Source organism: Helicobacter pylori Shi112 (assembly GCF_000277405.1).
GTDB lineage: Bacteria > Campylobacterota > Campylobacteria > Campylobacterales > Helicobacteraceae > Helicobacter > Helicobacter pylori_C.
In genome coordinates this window covers 1,574,824-1,597,254 of sequence record NC_017741.1, presented here as the reverse complement: position 1 = coordinate 1,597,254, position 22,431 = coordinate 1,574,824, and the positions used below count along the sequence as shown (strand labels likewise).

The following is a 22,431-nucleotide window of genomic DNA, read 5'->3' as shown; positions in this document are numbered from 1 at the left end:
CGCGTCCCTAGAGCTCAAACGCGCTCTCAATGATGCTCATCAAGTCTTTTTCTCTTTTTTCTAGGCTTTTGGGCGTCCATTCTGTGTAATGGTGTGCAATATCTATGGTCATCTTATAGCAAGTCATCACTCTAAAAGTTTTCTTTTTGCTTAACCTGATTTCTTCTCCCATGTAGATTTGCTTTTTATCTTTGAAATCCAAATTTAAAGCTTTGGTGTTTTTATTGCCCCCTAAAAGCGTGAGGTTGGCTAAAGAATGCGTGTATAATTCCCTTTGTTCTTCGCTAAAGTCCTTCGCCCATTGGCTTGAGAGAGTGGGTTTTTGGGGCAAAATGCGTTCAACATGAAAATCGTTCTTTTCTTCAATGCGTTTAGGTCTAGGATCATCGCTCATGAAATATTCCACTAAAATGAGAATGGGTCTGAGCCATGAATTTTTTTGACAGATTTACCAGCGAAGTAGAATTTTGTGTATAAGTTGCTGTCTTGCAGGCTTCTCTTGAAGTCTTGCGTGATATTTTTTTCATTTAAATATTTTTTCACAATAGAAGCGATGTCTTCTACGCTTTTCTTTTCCTTTAGGGCATTAATGATATTGCAACAAGTTTGTTCGCGTGTGGATTTTGTCTTCCCTGCAACCCAATCTTGGTAATAAAACTTGACTAACAATTCCTTTAAAGCCTCTATGTCTTGATCGCTATAGCGGTGCAACAAACTGGCACACAAAATAACGCATAAATAATCATCGTCTTTATACGAGAGCAAATGGGCGTGTCGGTCTTGCATTTCTAACACCTCGCAATAAGCGTTATAAAAATCTTCTACGCTCTCAAGGTATTCTAATGGGGTTTTATTAAGATTTTTAAACCAAGTAACGAGCCTTTTTTCCATTTTTTCTTTAGAAGTTACCGGATTGAGATAGGTTAAATACCAGCTGAATAAGGTTTCTATCTTTAAATCATTGTCTGAACATTTTTGGCTTAAGGCGTCCCAACGAGAAACAAATTCTTCTCGCTCATGCTCTTTAGCGTGTTTTAACAATTCCCCCTTAAAAATATCAGTTGCGCTCAAAGCCAAACCCCTAGCGTTTAAAACATTAAAAATCCTTAACGCTTTGTCTGCATCAGGGCAAGTGATGGTGATGAATACGACCTTAAAATACAGCCACTCAATGAAATCGTTAATGTCTTCAATCTCTTTTTTTTTGAGATAGTTTTTTAAACAAATCGCATTTTTTAGGTAATTATTCTTATTATTGCTTGCAGGAGCATCATTGAAAGAAGTTAAGGCGTATTGAAAATCTTTTTTAGAATTAAACCCTATAGCGTTAAAATTCAACCGATCTTTTTTCCCATACCTACCATTCAAACTCTCTTGTAAATAGTCTTTGCTCTCTTCAGTTAAACGCTCAGAATAAAGAGTGGCTAAAACTTTTGCAAGCAGAATGAAAGTGCTTAAGCGTTGCTGGCCATCAACAACGTCATAGGTTTTGGCTTTAGAATCTTCGCTGATTGCAATTAAGACTAATGAGCCGCAAAAATAATCGCTTTCTCTGTCGTCTTCATAATTAAAAAACAAATCGTCTAAAAGCTTTTCGCAGTTTTCTTCTGTCCATTGGTAAGGGCGTTGGTAGATGGGGATTTGATAGTAGAGTTCGTCTTTTAAAATATCTCTTAAGTGAGAATCTTTGCTTTCAATTTTTGCCATAAAAACCCCTTGTATTGTTTTGGGATAGATTATAACATTAAAAAGTGTTTTTTTTTTTTTTTGAAATATTCCCACGCATTAAGACGCATGGTTTATCGCCATGCCCTTTTTTACAGCCTATTTTTAAAGCTCCTTTAAAACCTCTAGGGGCGACTTGAACGCTAGATTGAAAGTTTTAGCGATGCCTTCTTGGGTGATATAGCCGTTATAAGCGCTCAAGCCTCCAAGGGTGTTTGCCACGATTTTAGTGTTGGCTTTTAAAAAGCCCTTCAAGCCATGCTCTAAATAATACAACAAATACGGCGCGCTCGCATGGCTATAAGCTACAGAGCTTGTTTTAGCGGCAATCCCTGGCATGTTCGGCACTCCATAATGCAACAAATCCTCTTCCACATACACCGGGTTAGAATGGCTTGTCTGGTGTATGGTTTCTATGCACCCCCCTAAATCGCAAGCCACATCTATCACTACCCCTTGTTTTTGCATGCACTTTAAATGCCTTCTTAAGATCACTTTAGGGGTTTGGCTCGCTGTAACTAGCACCGCTCCCACTAGCCCCACCGCTCCGCTTAAAGCCTGAATGATATTGGCTTCATTCACGCTTAAAACTTCTAAATCATACAAATGGTAATAGGGGTGGTTTTGCAATTTAGCGTAGTCTAATTCTAAAATCGTTACTTTAGCCCCCATTTGGCTCAACACCTTCGCGCTCTCCATGCCAACCACACCGCCCCCAACTACGACGATTTTAGCCCTTTGCGCGCCCGATAACCCCCCAAGCATGACCCCCTTACCCATAAAGCCCTTAACATGCTCTATAGCCAGCAAATAATGCTGGATTAAATGCGCAGCCAACCTCCCAGCCACCACGCTCATAGGCGCTAAAATAGGGTAGTCGTTTTTAGGCCCGGCAATGGTTTCAGTGCAAATGGAAGTGATTTTTTTATCTATAAACATTTCGCACAAGCTTTTTTGATACGCTAGATCCAAATAACTAAACAGTGCAGCTTTTTCTTTCAATAAAGGGTATTCATGCTCTAAAGGTTCTTTGCATTTGACCACTAAATCCTGCCCCCACGCTGTTTTAGTATCCACGATTTTAGCCCCCACGCTTTCATACGCTTCGTTACTATAACCGCTATTAGCGCCGGCTTGATTTTCCACTAAAACCCCCACGCCCTTTTGAATGATTAGCGCCACATCATCAGGCACCAAAGCCACTCGTGATTCTAAATCCATGCTTTCTTTGACTAGCCCAATAGTCATGTTAATCCTTTAAATAGTAATGTCAGTTATGATTATATTCGCTCAATAAGACTATTTGAGTGTTTTTCTATCAAAAACTTGAATGGTTTTACTCTTTTACACAATGAAATTGTTCTATTTATTATTCATTTGTTTATTAATAATTGGTTGTTAATTTTGGTTTAGAATGGGGAATACGAGTGGGGATTTAAAGGAGTTATAAAATGATTTTAGTAGGATTGGAAGCGGAATTAGGAGCGTCAAAAAGAGGCACTGATAAAGGGGTTAGGCGTTTGAGAGAAGCCTTAAGCGCAACGCATGGCGATGTGATTAAAGGCATGCAAACGATCGTTCAAGAGCGGTGCGTGCTTTATAAAGAGTTTAGATACGCTAAGAATTTTGAAGATTACTACCTTTTTTGTAAAGAAAATTTGATCCCTTGCATGCGAGAAGTGTTTGAGAAAAAAGAATTTCCTTTGATTTTAAGCTCAGAGCATGCGAACATGTTTGGGATTTTCCAAGCCTTTAGGAGCGTTCATAAGGACAAAAAAATAGGGATTTTGTATTTAGACGCGCATGCGGATATTCATACGGCTTATGACAGCGATTCAAAGCATATCCACGGCATGCCTTTGGGCATGGTTTTAAATCGTGTCCGTAGCGGGTTTAATCGCATGAGCGAGAGCGAAGAAAAGGCATGGCAAAAGCTTTGCTCTTTGGGGTTAGAAAAGGGAGGGTTAGAAGTTGATCCTAAATGTTTGGTGTATTTTGGGGTAAGAAGCACCGAACAGAGCGAAAGAGATGTGATTAAGGAATTGCAAATCCCTTTATTTAGCGTGGAAGCGATAAGAGAAAACATGCAAGAAGTGGTTCAAAAAACCAAAGAATTATTAAAAGCGGTGGATATTATTTACCTTAGTCTAGATTTAGATATTATGGATGGCAAGCTTTTCACTTCTACTGGCGTGCGTGAAAATAACGGGCTGAGTTTTAATGAGTTGAAGCAATTACTGGGCTTGCTTTTAGAAAGCTTTAAAGACAGATTAAAAGCCGTTGAGGTAACCGAATATAACCCCACGGTGAGTGCAAAACACACCAACGAAGAAGAAAGGCAGGTTTTAGAGATCTTAGATCTCATCATCAATAGCTGTAAAATTAAAGATAAGAAGCCATCTTTTATAATGAGTCGCTGATCGCTTTTCAAACACAACGATAAAAAGTTAAAAAAAGTTGGAAAATGAAACCAACAACAAGAAATGCCAAGAAAAAACGATCATAAAATTCTTTTGATAAAGAATTTTAAGACTAAATGTTGTAATATACACAAAAACCAAAAAGTAATAATTTAGGTCAAGCGCTTTGAAGCCGTTTAAAATCAAAGCTTAGGCCTAAATTATCAGTTTATGATTTTGTTCTATAAGGGGCGGTGTTTAGATGAAAAATTAAACCGCTTTTAGCGTCAAAGAATGTCTTGTGTGTTTTGAGAACGCATATAGGCTCGTTGTGTGTCAAAATGGGGATTTTTCACTAGAGATTGAGCAAAAATTGGGCAAAATCAGCAAAATCAAAAAAAAAAAAAAAAAAAGATTTTCATGGGATTAATAAAATTTTAAGAATTTTATGACAAAATTCTAGTGCGTTATTAAGTTTCTTTTGTTTTTATTACTTAATATGGCGTTTGTTACTAGTGTGATTTTACTTAAAAAATTTAAACCATTTTTTAACCTCTCAAAATATAAGGAGTTTGTGTTGCATAAAAAAGTTCTATTGGCTTTAACTGCCAGCTTGATTTGCCAAGAGTCTTTGTCCGCTAAAGATAAAGACTACACTTTGGGCAAGGTTTCTACTGCCGGGAAAAAGGATAAATCTGATTATTCTGGGCAAGTCAATTTGGGTTATAGCGGGATCACCGCGCCTAAGAGTTGGCAAGATGAAGAAGTGAAAAAATACACAGGAAGCCGCACGGTGATCTCTAATAAAGCGCTCACCCAACAAGCTAACCAAAGCATTGAAGAAGCTTTACAGAATGTCCCAGGTCTGCAAATTAGGAATGCGACAGGTGTAGGGGCTATGCCTACTATCCAAATCCGTGGCTTTGGGGCTGGGGGTTCAGGGCATAGCGATGCGACGCTTATGTTAGTTAATGGTATTCCTGTTTATATGGCCCCCTACGCTCACATTGAGTTAGACATTTTCCCTGTTACCTTTCAAGCCATTGATCGCATTGATGTGATCAAAGGTGGAGGCAGCGTGCAATATGGGCCTAACACTTATGGGGGTATTGTCAATATCATCACTAAGCCTATCCCTAATCAATGGGAAAACCAAGCGGCTGAAAGGATCACTTATTGGGCTAAGGCTAGAAACGCCGGGTTTGCCGCTCCCCCTGATAAAACCGGCGATCCTTCTTTCATCAAGTCTTTAGGCAATAACCTCCTCTATAACACTTATGTGAGATCGGGAGGGATGATCAATAAGCATGTGGGTATCCAAGCGCAAGCTAACTGGGTTAGAGGGCAAGGCTTTAGAGACAATAGCCCTTCTAATATTTCAAACTATTGGCTAGATGGGGTCTATGACATCAACGAAAACAACGGGATTAAAGCCTATTACCAATACTACGATTTTGCTATCGCTCAACCGGGATCACTCAGCGAGCAAGATTACAAAATAAACCGCTTCGCTAATCTACGCCCTCTCAACCAAAAAGGCGGGCGCTCACAACGCTTTGGGGCTGTGTATGAAAACCGCTTTGGGGATTTAGACAAAGTGGGCGGGACTTTCAGCTTCACTTACTATGGGCAGTTGATGACTAGGGACTTTCAGGTGAGCTCTAGCTACAATAGCGCTAACACGGTTACTTGTTTTAGCGAAGCGGCATGTAGGGCGGCGGGACTTCCGGCAGGGTATAACTTGGCTGTGCCTTATTATGCCACCAACTACAATGGTTGGGCAGAAGTAGAAAACCCTGTGCGCTCCATTAACAACGCTTTTGAGCCTAAAGTGAGTTTGATCGTCAATACCGGGAAAGTCAGGCAAACCTTTATCATGGGCTTGCGTTTCATGACCACCACTTTTTTACAACGCCAATACTTAAACACCAATGAATGCCCCACCAAAACGAGCGGTGAGGGGGCAGGATTCTTGTGTGAGGGCGCTAATGTGATGAGCGGTTGGAAACCCCACATCAAGCATGGCGTTTATAGAAACTGGAATAACTGGCGCAACAATTACACAGCAGTTTATTTGAGCGATCGCATTGAAGCTTGGGACGGGCGCTTTTTCATCGTGCCTGGTTTGCGCTACGCTTTTGTGCAATACAACAACGAAAATGCGGCTAACTGGATGCAAATCCCTGAGAAGGATTTAAGAAAAATCAAGCACATGAACAATTGGATGCCCTCAACCAACATTGGCTTTATCCCTGTGCAAGGCGATCACAATGTGCTTACCTACTTTAACTACCAACGCTCTTTTGTCCCGCCTCAATTAGATATTTTGAGCTATGGAGGAGCGGAGTATTTTACCCAACACTTTGACACTGTAGAAGCAGGAGCGCGCTACACCTATAAGGATAAGTTTAGCTTCAATGCGGACTATTTTAGGATTTGGGCGCGCGATTTTGCCACCGGGCAGTATTCAGTCTATACAAGCGGCCCTATGAAAGGTAATGTGCGCCCCGTTAATGGCTATTCTCAAGGCGTGGAGCTGGAATTGTATTACAGGCCTATTAGAGGGTTGCAATTCCATGCCGCTTTCAACTACATTGACACTCGTGTAACCAGCCATGGCCCTTTAACAGACTTGAATGGGGATGTGCTAAAAGGGACTAGCTATAACAAGCATTTCCCTTTTGTAAGCCCTTTCCAGTTCATTTTTGACGCTCGTTACAATTGGCGTAAAACCACCATTGGTATTTCTAGCTATTTTTATAGCCGCGCTTATAGCGGGATTAGCAACAGCGCAGCAGGAGGCTATTATGGGATGCAATATTATAGTGGGGGGAACAACTATGAAAGCGTTCTCAATAGCGGTTATCAATGCGAAGCTTGGTGTATGACCCAACATGAAGGGCTATTGCCTTGGTATTGGGTGTGGAATATCCAAGTGAGCCAAATTTTCTGGGAAAACGGAAGACACAGAGTTACAGGAAGTTTGCAAATCAATAATATCTTCAACATGAAGTATTATTTTACAGGGATTGGCTCTAGCCCTGCAGGCTTACAACCTGGACCTGGAAGATCGGTTACAGCGTATTTGAACTACACTTTCTAAAGGCTTTAAAAAGGAGGGGGATTATTGCTCTATGATGGGCCGCTCAAATGAGCCGCTTAGCGGTTTGATTGAAATGATGGAATATTCATTTAAGAGCGCTCCAAATAAGTTTCTTTGAGGCTGGCCTTAGCCCTTTGCCAATTAGGCAAATACAAACTCAGCAAATCCCTGAAATATTCGTTATGGTGGCGCGCTTTTAAATGCAATAATTCATGCACAACCACATATTCAATGCCCTCGCTAGGCGCTTTAGCCAATTCCAAATTAAAAAGCAAGGCGCGTTTAGCAATGTTGCAACTCCCCCATATCCGTTTCATTTTTTGGATTTTAAAGCCTTGTATGCTTTCGTTTAAAATCTTTTCATACTGGTTGATGTAAGTTTGTATTTTTTCTCTTAAAACTTGTCTGTAATAGTTTTCTAACACTTTTAAGCGGTTTTTTAAGCTTGTTTTTTGATGGACATGCAAGATTAAATATTTAGGGCTTTGGAGGACGAAGTGTTTTTGCGTAGTATGCTCAATCTTTAACAAATAGCGTTTCCCAAAAAGATAATGGCTTTCTCTCTCTAGCATCCCTCTTTTGCTTTGTCTGTTTTGGTTTAAAAAATTTTGTTGCTGTTCTTTTATCCAAGGGAGTCTTTTAACCAAAGAAAGCCTAAGACTCTCATCGTTTAAAGCTAGGGGGCAAGACACACGCACAGAGCCATCAGGCGGGCAAACGCTAATGTGTAAATGCTTAATATCCTTTTTTTCTATAGCGATGTTGGTATCATTTAAAGTCAAACAATAAGCGTTCATTAACGATACTCATCTATGTGTTTGGCTAAATTAAAGATGTTTTCTAACAAACCCTCATCGTTTATGGTTTTTCTTAAAGCGATTTTAAGGTTTTTTTCTTTTTGGTTATGCCCCACCCAACCATCTTTTTTATTATCCCTTATGCATGCGTCTATTTCTAGGGCTAAGGCTTCATTTTGATCTAAATTATCATAGAGGGTTTTTAAAGCGTTAGTGTTGATCTTTTTAGGGTAATTTTTATCTTCTTTATGGATAACTTGTTGGGCTAGATTGTGGATTTGTTGCAAGTATTCTAAATAGGTTAATTTCTTTTCTCTAAACTGGTTGATCAAATCGTTTAAAAGCGAAGATAATTTTTCGTAATACTTAGGATCGATCGCTTCTTTTTCTATAATGCGTTTCCTAGTGTTGTTGGCGATGCTTTCTGCCATAGAGCTTTCATTTTTAAACACTTGAGAAAGCTCCTTATTAAAATCATTAATATCCATTTGGGCTAAAACTTCGCACAGCCCTTGATCTTCTATTTTGATTAGCGTCTTGCTATCTGTGGCTTTAATGTAAGCGTCTAAAATCCTGCGCATGTCTTCGCTATAGCTTTTTAAATCCACGCTATCCCCACTACTTAAGCCAATCATCTTTTGTAAGTGCCTATAAAATTCCGCTTCTTGTTTGATTTTTTGCATTTCTTCTTTAGAATAGATGGGCTTTTCTAAATGGTTCAATTCCACAAACATTCTTAAAAACGCGCCAACAAGCTGGTAAAACAACCGCCTTTTTTGAGCGTTTTTTTCTAAATCGCTCCCGCAAAAATAAGCGATATAATCCATTTCATCTTTTGGCTCTTTCACGCTTTCACAAAGCGATCTCAACTGCCCTCTAGCCTCTTCTAATTTTTTCTTAATCTTTTGGGCTTTGTCAGAGATAAGCCCTTGAATGTCTTCTCTTTCATAGTTTTCAAACGCTTTATTAGTGTAATCGCTGTGCGCTTCTTGCAGGCTATCAAACAAATCGCTATAGTCTATGATACAGCCAAAATCCTTATCTTCGCCATCCAGTCTATTCACCCTACACACCGCTTGAAAAAGCCCATGATCTTGCATTTTCTTATCAATATATAAATAAGTGAGGCTTGGCGCATCAAAACCGGTCAATAGCTTATCCACCACGATCAATAGCTTCATTCTAGCAGGCTCATTAATAAAACGCTTTTTAACTTCTTCTTCAAACTCTTTGGTTTTATTAAGGGCTTTTTTCTCATCTTGTTCATTAAAAAAGTTTTGCAGCATTTTGCAATAAGTGCGGTATTTGTAACTCTCTTCGCTCTCATTGCTCCCGCAATCTTTAAGATCAGCGATATTGGGCTCATAGCTTGTGATCACAGCCACCTTATCCTTTAATTCTGTTTCTAAAAAGAGTTCAAAATACCGGCATGCGTTATACACGCTTTCAGCCACCAGCATGGCATTCCCCTTTCCATTGCTTAATCTTGGGAGTTTTGCCATATCCAATACAATATCTTGCACAATATGTTCCAATCTGTTTTTAGTGGAAAAAACTTTTTGCAAATTAGCCCATTTCTTTTTAAGCTCTGTTTTAGCCGTATCATTCAAGTTTTGGGTTTTTAATTCAAAATATTCGTCTAACTTTTTAGGGCTACTGACATATTGATCCACGCTCCTGGCTTCATAATTTAAATCTAACACCACTTTATCGCTAACGGCTTCATTAAATTTATAGCAATGGATATAATTCCCAAACACTTCCTGGCTTGTCTTTTTATCTTGTTTCAACAAAGGCGTGCCGCTAAAGGCGATAAAAATCGCATTAGGGAGCAGGCTTTTCATGGCGTTGTGCAATTTGCCGCTTTGGGTTCTGTGGCATTCATCCACTAAAACAATCCATTCTTTTAAAACAGGTTGCTTTTTTAAATATTCTAAGTCGTTGTCATCAAATTTATGGACAAGCGATCCGACCAAAAATTCCTTATTTTCAAACAGCACGCTCAACAAATCCTTCTTGCTGTCGGCGCGATAAATAGCCTCGCCTATTCCCTCAAACACGCCTTGAATTTGAGCGTCTAATTCCCTCCTGTCTGTAACGATTAAGATCCTTGCTTGTTTGATATTCTTTCTTAGCCATTTAGCAAGCCACACCATAGTAAGGCTCTTACCGCTGCCTTGCGTGTGCCAGATAATCCCCCCTTCTTTTCTTTTGATAAATTCTTGCGTTTTTTTAATCGCAAAATACTGATGGAACCTGGCGCATTTCTTTTGCCCCTTATCAAAAATCAAAAAATCATGGATAAATTCTAAAAACCTTTCTTTTTTTAAAAAGCATTCAATCGTCTCAAACAAATTTTTTTGAACGCCCCATTCTTTCCAAGAAAGGTAGTATTTTTCTTTAGTTTCTATGACGCCATATCTTAGCCCTTGGCTTTCATTGCCCGCCATAACCAATTGGATCGTTTTAAAAAAATCTCTAATAAATTCTTTCTTTTGGTTGTCTAAATTTTGCCTGATAGCGCTTTCTACGCTCACGCTGGAATTTTTTAATTCTAACACCCCTAAAGCGATCCCATTAACATAAAGCACCATATCCGGCCGTTTCGTGTTTAGCCCTTTAACGCTCACTTCTTCAGCCACGCTAAATTCATTCTTAGAAACATCTTTCCAATCAATGAGCCAACTTGTTTGGGTTGGTTCATTTTGGCTTATTTTGGTTTTCACGCCATAAATTAAAAGCTCGTAAAATTTTTGATTCGCTTCGTATAAATCGTTTTCTAAAGCGTTATGGATTTCATGCTCAATTCTTTGCCACCTTTTATCATTGATTTTTTGGTTTTTAACTAGCCATGCTTTCAAGCTTTTTTTATTAATGTTTTCATTATCGCTCTTTGTTAAATCCCCTAAATACGCATAGCCCATGCTTTTAAAAGTTTCTATGACTTGTTTTTGAACTTCTTTTTCTGTTTTCACCATAAAACCCCTTAAGAGCGCTTTTTATCGCTTTATATTATAATCCTAAAAACAAAATAGGGCGATTAAAATGGCGATCAAAAAAAGCGAATTGTATAGCTCTTTATGGGCTGGGGCGGATAGTTTAAGGGGCGGAATGGATGCGAGCGAGTATAAAAACTATGTTTTGAACTTGCTTTTTTTAAAATACATCAGCGATAAAGCCAGAAATGACGCTAAAAACAATACTTATAGCGAAATAGAAGTGCCGCAAGGGTGTTTTTATGAAGACATTCTCGCTTTAGAGGGCGATAAAGAAATAGGCGACAAGCTCAATAAAATCATCGCAGAAATCGCAGAGCAAAACGACTTAAAAGGCGTGATTGACAGCGTGGATTTTAACGATAACACTAAGCTTGGAGAGGGTAAAGCGATGACAGACACCCTTTCTAATTTGGTTAAAATCTTTGCCGATTTGAGTTTGGGCGCGCATGGGGCTTTAGACGATGATTTATTGGGCGATGCTTACGAATATTTAATGCGCCACTTTGCCAGCGAATCCGGTAAATCCAAAGGGCAGTTTTACACCCCTAGCGAAGTTTCGCTTTTATTGTCCCTTTTGCTTGGCATTGATGCAAACACCAGACAAGATAAAAGCATCTATGATCCCACTTGCGGGAGCGGTTCGTTATTGTTAAAAGCTTCTAGCTTGGCGGGCAAAAACGGCTTAACTATCTATGGTCAAGAAAAAGACATTTCCACAACAGCCCTTTGTAAAATGAATATGATTTTACACAATAGCGCTGATGCTGATATTGCTAAAGGGGGTTCTAGCACCCTTTCTAACCCCTTTTTTATTAAAAACGGCATGCTGCAAACCTTTGATTATGTCGTGGCTAACCCTCCCTTTAGCTTGAAAAACTGGACTGATGGGCTAAATATAGACCCTAAAAGCAAGCAAGTCATTAACGATAGTTTCAATCGTTTTGAAGACGGCACGCCCCCTGAAAAAAATGGCGATTTCGCTTTTTTGCTCCATATCATTAAATCCCTAAAAGACACAGGCAAAGGGGCAGTGATTTTACCCCATGGGGTGCTATTTAGAGGGAATGCTGAGGGAGTAATTAGAAAAAATCTTTTAACAAAAGGCTATATTAAAGGCGTGATAGGCCTAGCCCCTAATCTTTTTTATGGCACTTCCATTCCTGCATGCGTGATTGTTTTAGACAAAGAAAACGCGCACGCCAGAAAGGGCGTTTTTTTGATAGATGCGAGCAAGGATTTTAAAAAAGACGGCAATAAAAACCGCTTGAGAGAGCAAGATGTCCAAAAAATGATAGACACTTTTAACGCTTTAAAAGAAATCCCTTATTATTCCAAAATGGTAAGCCTAGAAGAAATTAGCGCTAACGGCTATAACTTGAATATCGCGCGCTACATTGCCGCCAAACAAGAATCAGAAAAAGACTTGTTCGCTTTAATCAACAGCCACAAGGCTAGTTATTTGCCCAAAAACGAAATTGTGAAGCCTACGCCCCTTATTTTCAAGTGTTTAAAGAGCTTAAAAACACGCTTTTTAAAAAGAGCGATAAAGAGGGTTATTACGCTTTAAAAACAGAATGCAAAAACATTAAAGATCTAATCACCCAAAGCTCAGAATTCCAAGCTTTCCACGCTTGTGTTTTAAACGCTTTTGACCGATTGAATCTGTTTGAAACTTTTGATCATTTAAAGCCAGGTTTTAACCCAAAAACCCTCATAGAGAGCGTTTGTTCAAAGGTTTTAAAAGAATTTGAAAAGGTAGAAATTTTAGACAAATACGGCGTGTATCAGCTCTTTAAAGATTACTACAATGAAGTTTTACAAGACGATTGGTTCCTTCTTTCATTCAATGATTTTTTGAGCGCTAAAGAATTAAGGGAATTAAACCCCCTAAAAGACAAAAACAAAAAAGCCAACTATTTAGAAGAGCCGGATTTTGTCATTCAAAAAACCTACTATAAAAGCGATCTAATCCCTAAAAACTTGATCAAACAACGCTTTTTTGAAAAAGAAGCAAAAGAATTAGAACAATTAGAAAACGCCCTCAATGAAAAAGAGGCTGATTTTGAAGAATTTATAGAAGAGCATTCTAACGAAGAAGGGCTTTTTTATGAATTGAAAATCAATGAAAGCGTTTTGAAAAAAGAGCTAAAAAACGCCACCGATTTAGAAGATAAAGAAATCCTAAAAACCGCTTTAGAATTGCTAGAAGCTAAAAACAAGGCGCTAAAAATGAAAAATAAAGCCCATGAGGAGCTGGAATTAAAAGCGTTCCACCAGTATAAAAACTTGAAATTAGGCGAAATTAAGGATCTCATCATCCAAGACAAATGGCTTAAGAGCCTAAAAAACGCCCTAGAAAACAAAATTTTAAAACGCATCAACGCTTTTACTAGCGCCCTTAATAAAATCATTTCAAACTACTCTAACAGCTTGTTAGAATTAGACAAAGAAGTCAAAGAAAGCGAATCAAAAGTTTTAGAGCATTTGAAAGATTTGGGGGTTGTAATTTGACATTAAAAAGTTTGGAGTGCCTTTTGACTAGCGTATCCTTCGCTATGAGACCCCCAAACTGAAAGCGATTATAGCACAGGAAATTTAATGGATCTTGAAAATGAAGTTTTTAATCGTATTTTAAAGCATCTAGCCCTAAAAAACCCCCTTGCTTTCAAAAATAAGGGTTTAGATCAATTAAAAAAATCTATTAGCGTGTTACACTATGACTATCTCATAGGCGCTAGTAAGGAGTTAGGTATTATGTTACAAAAATACCCCAATAAAGAAAATGAAATCAATAACCTTTTTGATTTTTTAATGCATTTTTACAACAAACGGACTAAAACGCACCACATGCTTTTTTTATGGATACATTTTTTTGAAACGGCTTTGCGTTCTAAAATGGCGGTTATTTTGGCTCAAAGACACAGCAGCAAGGATATTGACGATTGGTTTTTATCTAAAAAGCTTAGCCATGAGATTGAACGCTTAAAAAAAACCCACCATTTAGAAAGCTTAAAAGGATACAATGGCTTTCAAATCTTAAATTTATTCACTCTTGGCGCTTTAAAAACCATTATCAAAATGTATTGGAGCGATTTTAAACCCTTATTTGCAGATTACAAAACATACAACGAGCATGTTTTGCCAGCCTATGGCACTTGGGAGCATTTTTTAAAGGCTTTCAGCTTGATACGAAAAGCTAGGAATGACTTATTCCACAACAACCCTTCTAAAATCAAAACAAGTTCGCTAGTCAAAAATATTGAAATCCTGCTATTAAGGCTGGATTTTAACCCTAAGAACGCTTTTCACAATACCCTACAATTAGAGCATGTGGTCTCTTTTAAATATATTTAGGAAAATACGTGAACACATTAACAGCATTCTATGATTTACCTAAAGAGTGGGAAGTGGTTAGGCTTTTAGATATAACTCACATCTTTGATGGCACACATCAAACTCCACAATACACACATCATGGTGTTGCTTTTTTTAGTGTAGAAAATATCGCAAATAATAAGCCTAACAAATTTATATCACAACAAGATTATTTGATAGCTACTAGCAAAAACAAACCTGAATATAATGATATTTTATTAACACGAATAGGGGCTATTGGAATTTCAAAAGTTGTCAGCTGGACTTACCCTTTTAGTATCTATGTAACTCTAGCAGTGATTAAGCAGTCAAAATATTTTAATTCTTACTATTTGCATTATTTTATTCAATCAAGTTTTTTTCAAAAGGAATTAAAAGATAATTCTTTATTACAAGCTATTCCTTGTAAAATTAACATGGATAAATTAAAAAAATGCAAAGTTATCCTACCCCCTCTAAACGAACAAATCGCTATCGCTAACATTTTAAGCGCTTTGGATCGTTATCTTTATGCATTAGACGCTCTCATTCTTAAAAAAGAGGGCGTTAAAAAAGCTTTAAGTTTTGAACTATTGAGCCAAAGAAAACGCTTGAAAGGCTTTAATCAAGCTTGGCAAAGAGTGAGGCTTGGGGATATTGCCAACTATTTAACATCAAATTTAAGTGTAGAACAAATCACGCAACAAGGAAAAATTAAAGTCTATGATGTGAATAATTTCATAGGCTATACAGATACAACTTTCATTAGTGATAAGCCTTATATTTCTATTGTCAAAGATGGAAGTGTAGGCAGAGTAAGGATTTTGCCACCTAAAACAAATATTTTATCTACTATGGGAGCGTTAATTGCTAATCATAGAACAACAACAGAGTTTTTATTTTATTTGTTATCTAATTTTGATTTTAAAAATTTCACAAGCGGTAGCATAATACCGCATATTTATTTCAAAGATTATAAAGAAAAGACTATTTTTTTACCCCCCCTAAACGAACAAATCGCTATCGCTAACATTTTAAGCGCTTTGGATAATGAGATCACCAGCCTTAAAAACAAAAAACGCCAATTTGAAAACATCAAAAAAGCTTTAAACCACGATTTAATGAGCGCTAAAATCAGGGTTTTAAAAAAATAAACGCCCCAAAAGTCAAGGACAAACCCACTTCGCAAAGCAAATCCCTAAGCTTTTAAGCTCAGGGGAACGCTCTTAGAAAAATCAGCGTTTCACAGAAACGATCACTTTAAGCCCTAAAAAAGCAAACTCAAAGTATAATGATTTCCAAGAGCGTTTGTTATGTGTCTTAGGCATAACATGCTCCTTACAATGTTGGTCTGCCCCATAAAGCGAACTTATGGGGCGTGATGAAATCCTACAACAAACCCCCTTAAAACTTCATCTAACCAAACGCTAAAAACAAGGCGTTTTTAAAACATTAAAGAATTAGCGTTATTGAAGCGGTATTTTTTAAAACTAGTGCTTCAAACAATCTTCAAACAAATATTGATGCTCGCAAGGTAAAGCGTCAAATAAGGCTTTGGCTAAATCTTGCATTTCTTTTAGGGCTTTATTGCTGCTTCTTAAAGTCAATAAATTTTGCAAGCTCCTAGCGTTAATGCTATACGCTAAATGCGTTTTATAGCTCTCCGGCATGGCGTATTTGGCCAAATCGTTTTTAATGTTATGCTCGCTCAATAAAACCCTAAGATTTTCCAAAGCTAAAACGCTCATTGCATCCACTTTTTCATTACCCACAAACACTAAAAACTCTTTGGCTCTTTCTAAATTCGTTTCATTAAGGGGTAAAAAGCTCTCCACTTCTTTCAATTCCCTTAAAGTGTAGCGGCTTGATTTCACGCTCAAGCTCGCTATGCGGTGCCGGCTCAATTCTTGCAACGCTCCCCTGCTCAAACCCTTGATTTCAAAATTGTAATAAAGATGCTCTAAAGTGGAAGAATGCCTAAAAATATTCCCCACTCTGTGGATCAATTCCTTATCTTTAGAGCCTCCACCATCGCTGTATTCAAAGCTCTGCCAGCAAGTGCGGATCGCTTGGCTTGCAATGTCTAAAGGGGTGTAGTGCTTACAAATCACTTCCATTATCTTACTCCTATATCGCTTTTATTCCACGGTAACGCTTTTAGCTAAGTTTCTTGGGTGATCCACATCGTGATTTAAACGCATAGCGATTTCTAGGGCTAAAAGTTGCATCGCTAAATTCATGCGGAAAAATTCCTCCATGTAGCTTTCGCTCTCTTCTAACTGGATAAAATCATCAGCGATCTCTAAAATTTCAGAGCTTAACACGCAAATCGTAGAATCCCTAGCGCTCAATTCTTCAATATTGCTTTTGGTTTTATCAAACAACAGATGCTTAGACAATAAAGCAATGGTAAAAAGGTTGGAATCCACTAACGCAATAGGCCCATGCTTCATCTCCGCGCTCGCATACCCCTCAGCATGCAAGTAGCTGATCTCTTTAAGTTTTAACGCTCCTTCTAAAGCGAGCGGGTAAAACACATCGCGCCCGATATAAAAAAAGCCATGCCCATGCAAGTAGCGTTTGGATAAGCGCTTGATCTTTTCATGCAATTTAGGCTCTACTTTCATCGCATTCACGCTATTTAGCATGTTTTTAGCCTGGATTCTTTCTTCTTCTTTAGAGATTGTCCCTAGCTGTTTGCCTATATACACGCTCAAAAGCCATAAAAGCATCACTTGCGAAGAAAACGCCTTAGTGGATGCCACGCTTCTTTCCACCCCCGCTCTAATCAAAAGCGTGCGATCGCTAATGCGGCTCATCATGCTAAAAGGAGCGTTACACAAGCTAATGGTTTTAAGCCCTTGGGCTTTGGCTAATTTTAACGCCTCTAAAGTGTCAGCGGTTTCACCGCTTTGAGAAATCGCTATAAAAAGCTCATTAGGGTTGCTTTTAAAATGAGCGTAGCGGTATTCGCTCGCTAAAATGGCCCTCGCTCTTATTTTGGCCAATCTTTCAAACAAATACACGCTCGCCAAACTCGCATGGTAACTGCTCCCGCAAGAACACAGCGTGATCTCGCTCACATTTTCTAAAAATTTAGGATCGATCTCGCAATACACATTCAAAGCTTCCAAGCGCCCCTCTAAACACTCTAACAAACTGCTATGTTGTTCATAAATCTCTTTTTCTAAATAATTCCTAAAATCCCCTTTAGAATAATCTTTATCCTCAAAAGCGTAGTCTTTCATGTTTTCAATATTTTTTAAATCTTTAAAATTTTCTAAAGAAATCTGCCCCACGCTGTTTTCTTCTAAAATGACAAATTGATCCACTTTAGGGGCTAACACGCTCAAACTTGACGCAAAAAACACCCCTTCTTTGCCCTTACCCACGATTAAAGGCGAAGAAGATTTAGCGTAAAAGAGGCTCTCTTTAGCCCTTTTATGGAGCATTAAAACCGCATAACTCCCTTGTAAAAGGCTGATGCTTTTTTCAAAGGCTTTCAATAAATCGATCTCGCTTTTAAGCGTTTCTTCTAATAAATGTGCAATCACTTCCGTGTCCGTTTGGCTTAAAAACGCATGCCCCTTTTCTTCTAGTTCCTTTTTCAAAACGGCGTAATTTTCAATGATGCCATTATGCACTAAGGCTAAATTTTCTGTGAAATGCGGGTGGGCGTTTGCGCTGCTTGGCTTGCCATGCGTGGCCCATCTGGTGTGAGCGATACTCACGCCAAAATCCAAAAACTCTTTATTTTTAAGCTCTAGCGTAAGGTTTTCTAATTTCCCTTGAGTTTTAAACACTTCCAAACGATCAGCGCTCAATACGGCTAAACCAGCGCTGTCATAGCCTCTGTATTCTAATTCCTTTAAACCCTCTAAAAGAATGGATTTTTTCTCGCTATCCCCTATATAACCTACAATCCCGCACATTTAAAACACCAATAACCCTTTTTTGATCTTATTTAAAGCGTTAATAAGCTCCTTCAATCGCTCCACTTCTTCGCTTAATTGCGTAAAAAACGCTTCATTCACGCCCTTTGGCATGTCCATGCTCCCTCTTTTAATTTCAATAAAATCCCCCAAACTCAAATTCGCTAATTTTAAAAGCATTTCAATTTCATTTTGCGAGTCTTCAATCTCCGCTAAAATCTTGCGTATTTTTTCAAACATTCAACCGCCTTTAATTTTAGAATGTTCCATGATAGCTAAAGTATTCTTATAAGCTTTTGAGCGTGTCTTCTAAAATTTGTTTGACTTTAGCGTGGTTTTCTTTAAATTCCTTATGCACATTAAGCCCTACATAGTTACTCACGCAAAAAATCCCTTTAGCCTTCAAAGAAAACGCCCTAGCCACGCTTAAGACGCTAAAAAACTCCATGTTTTCTAATAAAACGCCCTTTTGAGCCATTTTTTTAGCAAATATTTCGCTGGTGTGGATATAGTTACTGCTATTGACGCACACCCTTTTAAAAAGAGCCTCCTCTTTGGTTTCTATTTGAATGAAATTATCCAAAGGCGTGTAGCTGTTTAAATGGCTAAAACTCTCTTCAACCTGATAGCCACAAACGCTTTCAAACACGCTTAAAAGCTCAATTTCTGGGCTATAACTCCCCGCACTCCCTATAAAAATAAGGCTTTCTGTATCAGGGTTTTTTAGGCACATTCTCGTTAAATTAATCGCGCTCTCTATCAAACCCACACCAATAGGAATCGCTCCCTTTAAAGTTTCATTCCTTCCAGCGCAAAGCAGCATGAAAATCCTTTTTTTCGCATCTATTAGATTATTATGAGTAAGCATTATAGACAAACCCTTAAAAGAAACACCTTAATTTTAAGGCTTCATTCACATTTCATTCACATGTTATTCCTTTTTCATTCACAACTTATTCACGCTATAATAACGCCATGGATACCAACAACAATATTGAAAAAGAAATCTTGGCGCTAATCAAACAAAAAGTTAGCCTCATAGAGTATGAAAATTGCTTGAGCCAGCTCAAATACAACCCTAATGCGAGCAAGAGCGACATTGCCTTTTTTTATGCCCCTAACATGCTCTTATGCAATTGGATTACGGCTAAACACGGCGCGTTGCTTAAAGAAATTTTAAGTCAGAATAAAGTCGGCATGCATTTAGCCCATAGCGTGGATGTGCGTATTGAAGTAGCGCCTAAAATCCAAATTAGCGCTCAACCTAACATCAATTACAAAGCGGTAAAAACGAGCGTCAAAGACTCTTACACTTTTGAAAATTTCGTCGTAGGCTCATGCAATAACACCGTTTATGAAATCGCTAAAAAAGTCGCCCAAAGCGATACCCCCCCTTATAACCCGGTGCTTTTTTATGGCGGCACAGGGTTAGGCAAAACGCACATTTTAAACGCTATCGGTAACCATGCCCTAGAAAAGCATAAAAAAGTCGTGTTAGTCACTTCAGAAGATTTTTTGACAGACTTCCTGAAGCATTTAGACAACAAAACCATGGATTCTTTTAAAAAAAAATACCGCCATTGCGACTTTTTCTTGTTAGATGACGCCCAATTTTTGCAAGGAAAACCCAAGCTAGAAGAAGAATTTTTCCACACTTTTAACGAATTGCACGCCAACAGCAAACAAATCGTATTGATTTCAGACCGATCGCCTAAAAACATCGCCGGCTTAGAAGATCGCTTAAAATCGCGCTTTGAATGGGGGATAACCGCTAAAGTCATGCCCCCTGATTTAGAAACCAAACTTTCCATTGTCAAACAAAAATGCCAGCTCAATAAAATCACTTTGCCTGAAGAAGTGATGGAATACATCGCCCAACACATCAGCGACAATATCCGCCAAATGGAAGGCGCGATCATTAAAATCAGCGTGAATGCGAACTTAATGAACGCTCCCATTGATTTGAACCTCGCTAAAACCGTTTTAGAAGATTTGCAAAAAGATCATGCTGAAGGCTCAAGCTTAGAAAATATCTTGATCGCTGTCGCGCAAAGCCTAAATCTCAAATCCAGTGAAATCAAAATCTCTTCGCGCCAAAAAAATGTCGCTCTAGCGAGAAAATTAGTCGTGTATTTCGCCAGGCTTTATACCCCTAACCCCACGCTCTCGCTCGCTCAATTTTTGGATTTAAAGGATCATTCAAGCATTTCTAAAATGCATTCTAGCGTTAAAAAAATGCTTGAAGAAGAAAAAAGCCCCTTTATCTTAAGCCTTAGAGAAGAAATCAAAAACCGCCTGAACGAATTGAACGACAAAAAAACCGCTTTCAATTCAAGTGAATGAAAAAAGGCTTATCAAAAAGCGTTTCATTCACTTTTTTTACATCCCACAACCCCCCTAAAAACGCGCGTCTTTAAAGCTTTTTCATTTTTCATTCCATTCATTCACGCCCCTACTACTGTTACTAACTATTATTAATCAAAGCGTTACCTATCTATAACTTATTTATAACTTTTATTAAACCCTTTTTTAAGCTATAATCCAAAATAAAAAGGAATCAACATGAAAAAAACCCTTTGTCTGTCTTTCTTTCTGACTTTCTCTAACCCTCTTCAAGCCCTTGTGATCGAGCTTTTAGAAGAAATCAAAACTTCGCCGCATAAAGGCACTTTTAAAGCTAAAGTCCTTGATTCTAAAGAACCAAGACAAGTTTTAGGCGTTTATAATATCTCCCCACACAAAAAACTCACGCTCACTATCACCCACATATCCACTGCAATTGTCTATCAACCCCTTGATGAAAAACTTTCTTTAGAAACGACCTTAAACCCCAACCGCCCTACTATTCCCAGAAACACCCAAATTGTTTTTTCTTCAAAAGAATTGAAAGAGTCACACCAAATGCCTTCTTTAAACGCGCCCATACAAAAACCACAAAACAAACCCACTCCATCGCAACAACCTCTTCAAAACTTTTCTTACCCAGAGTCCAAACTAGACTCTAAAAACCCTAAAAACAGCCTTTTACAGCCTTTAGCCACTCCTAATAAAACAAGTTCCGCTAATGAAGTTAAAACGCCAACAAACGACACTAAACCCCCTTTAAAGCATTCTTCACAAGATCAAGAAAACAACCTCTTTGTAACGCCACCCACTGAAAAAACGCTCCCTAACAACACCCCTAACGCTGATATTAATGAACACAATGAAAGCAATGAGAATAGGGATAATGCGGAAAAACAAGCCGTTAGAGATCCTAATGTTAGAGAATTTGCGTGCGGGAAGTGGGTCTATGATGATGAAAATTTACAAGCCTATCGCCCAAGCATTTTAAAGCGCGTTGATGAAAACAAACAGACTGCGACAGACATTACCCCTTGCGATTACAGCAACGCTGAAAATAAAAGCGGTAAAATCACTACCCCCTATACTAAAATCTCTGTTCAAAAAACAGAGCCTTTAGAAGAGCCGCAAACTTTTGAAGCTAAAAACAATTTTACCATCCTCCAAGCCAGAAGCTCTACAGAAAAATGCAAAAGGGCCAGAGCGCGAAAAGACGGCACGACTAGGCAATGCTATCTGATAGAAGAGCCTTTAAAACAAGCGTGGGAGAGCGAGTATGAAATCACCACGCAATTAGTGAAAGCTGTATATGAGCGCCCCAAACAAGACGATCAAACAGAGCCGACTTTCTATGAAACCAGCGAACTAGCTTATTCTTCCACACGAAAAAGCGAAATAACGCGCAATGAATTGAATTTGAATGAAAAGTTCATGGAATTTGTGGAAGTGTATGAGGGGCATTATTTAAACGATATAGTCAAAGAAAGCAGTGAATACAAAGAATGGGTTAAAAACCATGTGCGCTTTAAAGAAGGGGTGTGCATGGTTTTAGAAATAGAAGAGCAACCACGAGCCAAAAGCACGCCTTTGAGTATTGAAAACTCTCGTGTTGTTTGTGTCAAAAAGGGGAATTATTTATTCAACGAAGTTTAAGATGGTGGCTTGAGGCGGAATCGAACCACCGACACGAAGATTTTCAGTCTTCTGCTCTACCGACTGAGCTATCAAGCCAAGCAAAAGACAATTATTACATAAAAAAGGTAAAATAAAGCTTAATTT

The 22,431-nt window shown here is 38.4% G+C and carries 13 protein-coding genes, 1 tRNA gene and 2 pseudogenes; 7 read left to right on the top strand and 9 right to left on the bottom strand.

The window, feature by feature from the left end:
* Window positions 1-7: 7 nt before the first annotated feature.
* Window positions 8-1,707, bottom strand: a pseudogene (locus HPSH112_RS07680) (DUF262 domain-containing protein).
* A gap of 123 nt (window positions 1,708-1,830) precedes the next feature.
* A complete protein-coding gene (locus tag HPSH112_RS07675) occupies window positions 1,831-2,973 on the bottom strand; it encodes an alanine dehydrogenase (RefSeq protein WP_000152059.1) in 1,143 nt (380 codons plus the stop codon).
* 203 nt (window positions 2,974-3,176) lie between these two features.
* On the opposite strand from HPSH112_RS07675, the gene rocF reads away from it, so the two are divergent.
* Together rocF and HPSH112_RS07665 are read left to right on the top strand one after the other, a co-directional pair.
* Window positions 3,177-4,145, top strand: coding sequence for an arginase (gene rocF, locus HPSH112_RS07670; RefSeq protein ID WP_000604424.1), 969 nt, complete (start codon window positions 3,177-3,179; stop codon window positions 4,143-4,145).
* Window positions 4,146-4,701: 556 nt separating this feature from the next.
* A complete protein-coding gene (locus tag HPSH112_RS07665; protein ID WP_014662298.1) occupies window positions 4,702-7,227 on the top strand; it encodes a TonB-dependent receptor family protein in 2,526 nt (841 codons plus the stop codon).
* A gap of 89 nt (window positions 7,228-7,316) precedes the next feature.
* Here HPSH112_RS07665 and HPSH112_RS07660 read toward each other — a convergent pair whose 3' ends face one another.
* Together HPSH112_RS07660 and HPSH112_RS07655 are read right to left on the bottom strand one after the other, a co-directional pair.
* Window positions 7,317-8,024, bottom strand: a complete 708-nt coding sequence (locus tag HPSH112_RS07660; protein ID WP_000995193.1) for a YgjP family zinc-dependent metalloprotease — start codon at window positions 8,022-8,024, stop codon at window positions 7,317-7,319.
* Window positions 8,024-10,999, bottom strand: coding sequence for a type I restriction endonuclease subunit R (locus HPSH112_RS07655; protein WP_014662297.1), 2,976 nt, complete (start codon window positions 10,997-10,999; stop codon window positions 8,024-8,026). Before HPSH112_RS07655 ends, HPSH112_RS07660 begins: the two co-directional genes overlap by 1 nt.
* Before the next feature lie 70 nt (window positions 11,000-11,069).
* Here HPSH112_RS07655 and HPSH112_RS07650 point away from each other — a divergent pair.
* The 3 genes and pseudogenes from HPSH112_RS07650 to HPSH112_RS07640 all read left to right on the top strand — a co-directional run bounded on the left by HPSH112_RS07650 (window position 11,070) and on the right by HPSH112_RS07640 (window position 15,531).
* Window positions 11,070-13,534: pseudogene (locus HPSH112_RS07650) on the top strand (type I restriction-modification system subunit M).
* 87 nt (window positions 13,535-13,621) lie between these two features.
* A complete protein-coding gene (locus HPSH112_RS07645; RefSeq protein ID WP_000362654.1) occupies window positions 13,622-14,377 on the top strand; it encodes a hypothetical protein in 756 nt (251 codons plus the stop codon).
* An 8-nt stretch (window positions 14,378-14,385) separates the two neighbouring features.
* Window positions 14,386-15,531: a restriction endonuclease subunit S gene (locus tag HPSH112_RS07640; protein WP_001094783.1), complete on the top strand. Its 1,146-nt coding sequence runs from the start codon at window positions 14,386-14,388 to the stop codon at window positions 15,529-15,531.
* A 336-nt stretch (window positions 15,532-15,867) separates the two neighbouring features.
* Here HPSH112_RS07640 and thyX read toward each other — a convergent pair whose 3' ends face one another.
* From thyX to HPSH112_RS07620, 4 genes are read right to left on the bottom strand one after another with little or no spacing between them, the layout of a single operon-like run.
* Window positions 15,868-16,494, bottom strand: coding sequence for an FAD-dependent thymidylate synthase (gene thyX, locus HPSH112_RS07635; protein ID WP_000451953.1), 627 nt, complete (start codon window positions 16,492-16,494; stop codon window positions 15,868-15,870).
* Window positions 16,495-16,515: 21 nt separating this feature from the next.
* Window positions 16,516-18,309 carry a glutamine--fructose-6-phosphate transaminase (isomerizing) gene (gene glmS / locus HPSH112_RS07630; protein WP_000334329.1) on the bottom strand — a complete coding sequence of 598 codons (1,794 nt, stop codon included), beginning with the start codon at window positions 18,307-18,309 and terminating at the stop codon, window positions 16,516-16,518.
* Window positions 18,310-18,549 carry a DUF2443 domain-containing protein gene (locus tag HPSH112_RS07625; RefSeq protein WP_000461845.1) on the bottom strand — a complete coding sequence of 80 codons (240 nt, stop codon included), beginning with the start codon at window positions 18,547-18,549 and terminating at the stop codon, window positions 18,310-18,312.
* Between the two features lie 46 nt (window positions 18,550-18,595).
* Complete coding sequence (locus HPSH112_RS07620; RefSeq protein ID WP_014662167.1) at window positions 18,596-19,132, bottom strand: nucleoside phosphorylase-I family protein; 537 nt, start codon at window positions 19,130-19,132, stop codon at window positions 18,596-18,598.
* Between the two features lie 152 nt (window positions 19,133-19,284).
* Between HPSH112_RS07620 and dnaA the strand changes: the two genes are divergently transcribed.
* Together dnaA and HPSH112_RS07605 are read left to right on the top strand one after the other, a co-directional pair.
* Entirely contained in the window at window positions 19,285-20,652 is a 1,368-nt protein-coding gene (gene dnaA, locus HPSH112_RS07615; RefSeq protein ID WP_000380573.1) for a chromosomal replication initiator protein DnaA, read from the top strand.
* A 219-nt stretch (window positions 20,653-20,871) separates the two neighbouring features.
* Window positions 20,872-22,305: a hypothetical protein gene (locus HPSH112_RS07605; protein WP_000751670.1), complete on the top strand. Its 1,434-nt coding sequence runs from the start codon at window positions 20,872-20,874 to the stop codon at window positions 22,303-22,305.
* A 2-nt stretch (window positions 22,306-22,307) separates the two neighbouring features.
* On the opposite strand, the gene HPSH112_RS07600 is transcribed toward HPSH112_RS07605, so the two are convergent.
* Window positions 22,308-22,383, bottom strand: a tRNA-Phe gene (locus HPSH112_RS07600).
* Window positions 22,384-22,431 lie beyond the last annotated feature (48 nt).

Bases quoted from the DNA above. Each gene is read 5' to 3' on its own strand.
- HPSH112_RS07605 (WP_000751670.1), top strand. From the start codon at position 20,872: ATGAAAAAAACCCTTTGTCTGTCTTTCTTTCTGACTTTCTCTAACCCT.
- thyX (WP_000451953.1), bottom strand. From the start codon at position 16,494: ATGGAAGTGATTTGTAAGCACTACACCCCTTTAGACATTGCAAGCCAA.
- HPSH112_RS07625 (WP_000461845.1), bottom strand. From the start codon at position 18,549: ATGTTTGAAAAAATACGCAAGATTTTAGCGGAGATTGAAGACTCGCAA.
- HPSH112_RS07645 (WP_000362654.1), top strand. From the start codon at position 13,622: ATGGATCTTGAAAATGAAGTTTTTAATCGTATTTTAAAGCATCTAGCC.
- glmS (WP_000334329.1), bottom strand. From the start codon at position 18,309: ATGTGCGGGATTGTAGGTTATATAGGGGATAGCGAGAAAAAATCCATT.
- dnaA (WP_000380573.1), top strand. From the start codon at position 19,285: ATGGATACCAACAACAATATTGAAAAAGAAATCTTGGCGCTAATCAAA.
- HPSH112_RS07660 (WP_000995193.1), bottom strand. From the start codon at position 8,024: ATGAACGCTTATTGTTTGACTTTAAATGATACCAACATCGCTATAGAA.
- rocF (WP_000604424.1), top strand. From the start codon at position 3,177: ATGATTTTAGTAGGATTGGAAGCGGAATTAGGAGCGTCAAAAAGAGGC.
- HPSH112_RS07620 (WP_014662167.1), bottom strand. From the start codon at position 19,132: ATGCTGCTTTGCGCTGGAAGGAATGAAACTTTAAAGGGAGCGATTCCT.
- HPSH112_RS07675 (WP_000152059.1), bottom strand. From the start codon at position 2,973: ATGACTATTGGGCTAGTCAAAGAAAGCATGGATTTAGAATCACGAGTG.